6 protein-coding genes and 1 pseudogene are annotated in these 4,038 nt (G+C 63.2%); 2 read left to right on the top strand and 5 right to left on the bottom strand.

Going from position 1 to position 4,038, the window contains the following annotated elements; translation table 11 throughout:
* Window positions 1-64 precede the first annotated feature (64 nt).
* A pseudogene (locus ACFQ2S_RS22675) lies at window positions 65-670 on the bottom strand (phage tail tube protein); the annotation flags it as partial.
* Window positions 671-793: 123 nt separating this feature from the next.
* Here ACFQ2S_RS22675 and ACFQ2S_RS22680 point away from each other — a divergent pair.
* Window positions 794-1,159, top strand: coding sequence for a bactofilin family protein (locus ACFQ2S_RS22680; protein WP_386078420.1), 366 nt, complete (start codon window positions 794-796; stop codon window positions 1,157-1,159).
* Window positions 1,160-1,172: 13 nt separating this feature from the next.
* Here the strand turns inward: ACFQ2S_RS22680 and ACFQ2S_RS22685 are convergent, their stop codons facing one another.
* Complete coding sequence (locus tag ACFQ2S_RS22685) at window positions 1,173-1,592, bottom strand: acyl-CoA transferase (protein WP_386078423.1); 420 nt, start codon at window positions 1,590-1,592, stop codon at window positions 1,173-1,175.
* A 246-nt stretch (window positions 1,593-1,838) separates the two neighbouring features.
* Here ACFQ2S_RS22685 and ACFQ2S_RS22690 point away from each other — a divergent pair, with 246 nt between their 5' ends.
* Window positions 1,839-2,489, top strand: a complete 651-nt coding sequence (locus tag ACFQ2S_RS22690) for a methyltransferase family protein (RefSeq protein WP_386078426.1) — start codon at window positions 1,839-1,841, stop codon at window positions 2,487-2,489.
* Between the two features lie 127 nt (window positions 2,490-2,616).
* Here the strand turns inward: ACFQ2S_RS22690 and ACFQ2S_RS22695 are convergent, their stop codons facing one another.
* From ACFQ2S_RS22695 to ACFQ2S_RS22705, 3 genes are all read right to left on the bottom strand, one after another.
* On the bottom strand, window positions 2,617-3,246 hold the full coding sequence (locus tag ACFQ2S_RS22695) for a DUF6441 family protein (protein WP_386078428.1): 630 nt from the start codon (window positions 3,244-3,246) through the stop codon (window positions 2,617-2,619).
* A complete protein-coding gene (locus ACFQ2S_RS22700; RefSeq protein WP_386078430.1) occupies window positions 3,243-3,557 on the bottom strand; it encodes a head-tail joining protein in 315 nt (104 codons plus the stop codon). Before ACFQ2S_RS22700 ends, ACFQ2S_RS22695 begins: the two co-directional genes overlap by 4 nt.
* A 5-nt stretch (window positions 3,558-3,562) precedes the next feature.
* The coding region (locus ACFQ2S_RS22705; protein WP_386078432.1) for a major capsid protein at window positions 3,563-4,038 on the bottom strand (476 nt) is incomplete at its 5' end.

The raw sequence follows: 4,038 nt of genomic DNA on the forward strand, positions 1-4,038 counted from the left end.
AGATGGAACCAAGGCGGGTCATGCACTAACAATCAAACCGGACCAGTCAGATCAGGCTCCCCACGAGGTTGTTGGCAAAGGTGATGTCGGCCGAGACGACATTGCCGAGCGCCGAGCCATTGCGGGTGACCGATCCGTTGAAATGCCCGAAGCGCTTGAGCTCGAGATCGGCAGGCGTGCCAACAGCGGTGGCTGTGTCCACCGTCTCGCCCTGTGCCACCAGCCGCGCGGTCGCGGTCAGAAGCCCCGAACTCTGCATCTGCCAGCTGAGCCGGTCGAGCACGCAGCCGGAATACATGGCAAAGCGCGGCACCTCCGGCATGCCGGTCTCGATGGAGAGGCTCGGCAACGTCCAGGCGCCTGACTGGAACTCATGCGTCCAGGGGCCGGTGCCGGTGGTCGTGGGCGCGCCAAAGGCCGCCTTGAGCCAGAAGCCGAAAGCCTCAGCGTCGAGCGGCACGACGACATCGCCGTCGGCCGTTACTGCGTCCTGGACCGGCGCCAGCGGATCGCGGCCGTAGCCGAGCAGCTCCGAGTTCAGCAGCGGCTGCTCGGCTCCAAGCGTGGTGCTGGCAAAGGGCATCTTCGTGAAGCCGCCCGCCGGCGGCATGCCATAGACAGTCTCGAACGCAAGCGCCATCTGCGCCCGCGCCCCCTGGGCTCGTGCCATGTTGGTCTCCCTGAATCTGTTTTGGGGGTTTCTTCTGCCGACCGGAGCCGGATACCTTCACTTGACCAGTCATTGCCGGGATCTCCGGTCGACCTTCACGCCCGACGCCAGGAAACCCAGCTCATGACCCAGCCCGAAAACTCGTCCGCACCCGCCACCAGTTCCAGCGGTAACCGGTCTCTCCTGGCGGCTGGCGCGCAGCTCTCGGGCGATCTCACCGTGCCGGGTGTCCTGGAACTTCTCGGGAAATGCGACGGAAAGATCTCAGCCGATACAATCGTGATTGAAGTCGGCGGGTCTGCGGACGGCGAACTTCATGCCAGCAGCGTCGCCATCAAGGGACACTTCGATGGCCGGATCTTTGGCGGTGACGTCAAACTCCAGTCCGGCGCGAAGGTTACCGGCGAGATTACCTACACGACGCTGACGATCGAGAGCGGCGCTGAAGTCACTTCGGCGCGTTTCAGTAAAGAGCAGGATCGCAAATAGGTCCCTGACATCGTTAACCCAGCGGATCGGTCGTGGTGTAGTGCAGGACGACGGGTATCACTGCAGCCTTGAAGCTGGCCGCGCCCTCGACGGGCAGATCGACCGGCCGGGGCGCCTCGGCCTCGGCCCAGTCGCAAAGCCCGCCAAGCGTGCGGTCGGCCGCGAGAGCCGTGCCAATGCTGGCGCAGAGCGTGTCGAAGGCGGTGTCACGTTCGGTGCCCTGCACGACCGCCTCGATCTCGGCGCGGTGCTGGTAGTGATGGCGGAGCGGCGACAGCGTCATCTCCGGCTCGCCTGGCTCGCCATCGCGCAGGATCAGCAGGCCGTCGGCCTGTACGCGCTCCGGCAGCACATCGCCGCGGAGGGCGGTGGCGGGCAGCGCCGAGAGCCGCGTATGCAGCGCGGAAAGGATGGTTTCGCGAGTGGTGGGCATGATCTTGCTCGGATGGAAAGGGCGGCGTTTGGTTAACCTGGCGTGCAATTCACCGATCGAGCATCAGGGGCAGGACCGAGACCGGCGGCGTCTGGACAGTAACCGGTCAGGGGCCGTCATGATTGAGCGGCATCACATTTCAGCATATTCTTAGACTGTAACATCTTGGGAAAAGACATGCCTCAGAAGGGGGACCGTTCTCGGGCCACTCAAATGGTGTCACCCGCCCAGTGGATCAGATTGGTTGTGGTTTATCTTCTGATCCCCCTGATCTTGTTCTTTTGCGCCGGAGATCTGGGGTGGTGGCAGGCATGGCTCTATTCCATTCTGTTCCTTACCGCAGGCACCGTGGGTCGCATGTGGGCGGAACAGCGCCATCCGGGTGTAACGGCCGAACGGCAGAATATTGAGAACCTCCAGAACGCAAAACCGTGGGACAAGGTGCTTGCGCCGTTGATGGCAGTCAGTATCACCTACCCAGTCGCCATTGTGGCAGGACTGGACCACCGATTTGATTGGTCGCCGGAATTTCCACTATGGCTCACTGTCATCGGCTTCATCCTGATTTCTCTTGGATACGCTTTCTCTGCATGGGCATTTGCAGAGAATCGCTTTTTCCTAAGCGTGGTGCGTATCCAGACTGATCGAGGGCATGTGGTGTGTGACAGCGGTCCGTACCGGTTTGTGCGGCATCCGGGCTATGCCGGAAGCATTCTTGCCTTGTTCGGTATTGTTCTTGCTCTGGGCTCGGTGTGGACGCTGATTCCTGTGGCGGCTTCAGCGATCGTTTCGGTACTTAGAACGGCACTTGAGGACCGGACCTTGCAGGAAGAATTGCCGGGCTATCGCGACTATGTATGTCGCGTGCGCTATCGGCTCATTCCCTGGGGCTACTGAGAAACCGGACCGGCGGCCAGATCCACAGAGCTCCTTACATTTCTACGAGTATCGGCTGGTTCGAATCTCGCTATTTTCCGAAAGCGTCTCGCAATTCTGCGGTCGGATGTCGTTGAACGATTACCGATCAGAACTTCGTCTCCACCCAGTTCGCCACAATGAGCCCCGGCACGCTGTCGATCGCCCGCTCGGCATCCCGGTCCAGATCCAGCCGCTTCGGCAACCTGACCTGCCGCACCAGCAGAAAGATCGGCACCGTGGCCCTCCCACGACCGGTCTTCGACCTCGACGCCACGCCCAGCCCTCGGGTGTTCAGCCGACCGTCGGCCACCAGCAGGCTCGGTCCGCGCCGGCGATAGACGAAGCGCAGCCGCAAACCGCGACGGCGCTCCCATTCCCCGGGTGTGATCCGGCCGCCTCTGAATCCCTTTCCTGCCGCCTCGAGCGGGATCGCCAGCCAGAACCCGTCCTTCGATCGGATCAGCGGACCGGTGTCGTGGGCCCCGACGATCACCGGGGCTTTCGACCAGACCAGCGCCGCAGCGTTCAGGCTCTCGCCCGACTTCGGGTAGGTCTGGCTCCGGATCGAGTTCGCGAGCCGGCGGCCGAGCCCGGCACCGGTGATCTGCGCGCGCCAGGCGGTCTTGAGGCCGGCCCCGGCCTCGCGCATGGCAGCGGTGACCGCCTTCTCGCCGGTCGAGATCTCGGCTGCCATAGCAGCAACCAGATCCGGCGTGGCATCCAGTTTCAGCTTCATGCCGGCCTCAGATCGAGCGTCCAGATCAGCCGCTCGCGGTCCCGGATCGGTTCGCCCTGAACCACGAAGCTCTCGGCACCGAGGATGATCAGGTCGCCCGTGTGGGGGGCCGGCAACTCCCCGACACGAACGTCGACGGTCATGGTGTCGGAGAGGACCCGGGCTTCCCCGAAGCCGGTGATCCGATCCGGCGCTTTCAGGATGGCCCGGACCGTGCGCTCCTCCGAGGTGGCCGCGGAGATCCAGACGGCCTCCGTGGCCATGTCGGCATGGCCGAAGATCCGGTCCAGCGCGACGGCAAAGGCGCTCATCGGGATCAGTTTGACGAATGCAGCCGGATCGCCAGTTTCGGGCGCTTGTTGACCGGCAGGATCGAGGCCTCGGTCATCAGGTCGATCCAGCGGCCCTTCTCGTCGAGATGCTGGCGGGCATAGAGCGGCAGGCCGATGGTATTGGCGGTCTCCAGCAGGTTGGCCGGCCCGCCATAGGTGGTGAAGGTGTCAGTGGTCCCCAGCGGGAAGGCGACGCCCTCACCTTCGGGGATCAGCCGTTCGGTGGATTTCGTCGAGAGGGTGACGTTGCCGGTATATTCCTCGAAGAGAATGCCAGCGAAGGGGAAGTTCCGCCGCACGTCCTGGCGCAGCGGCTGAGCACCGGTTGCGGCATAGAACTTGTAGGCCTCCTCGGTCTTGGCATGGGAGATCAGCTTGTCGAAGAACTCCGGGCTTGGAGTGCCCCATCTGAACTGGTCCACCGTTATGTTTAGGAAACGGAGGACAGAGAATGGCGAAC

The sequence above is a fragment of the Tropicimonas aquimaris genome (genome assembly GCF_042676185.1).
Lineage (GTDB): Bacteria > Pseudomonadota > Alphaproteobacteria > Rhodobacterales > Rhodobacteraceae > Tropicimonas > Tropicimonas aquimaris.

Coding starts and splice junctions, on each gene's coding strand:
- ACFQ2S_RS22680 (WP_386078420.1), top strand. CDS start 794: ATGACCCAGCCCGAAAACTCGTCCGCACCCGCCACCAGTTCCAGCGGT.
- ACFQ2S_RS22695 (WP_386078428.1), bottom strand. CDS start 3,246: ATGAAGCTGAAACTGGATGCCACGCCGGATCTGGTTGCTGCTATGGCA.
- ACFQ2S_RS22685 (WP_386078423.1), bottom strand. CDS start 1,592: ATGCCCACCACTCGCGAAACCATCCTTTCCGCGCTGCATACGCGGCTC.
- ACFQ2S_RS22700 (WP_386078430.1), bottom strand. CDS start 3,557: ATGAGCGCCTTTGCCGTCGCGCTGGACCGGATCTTCGGCCATGCCGAC.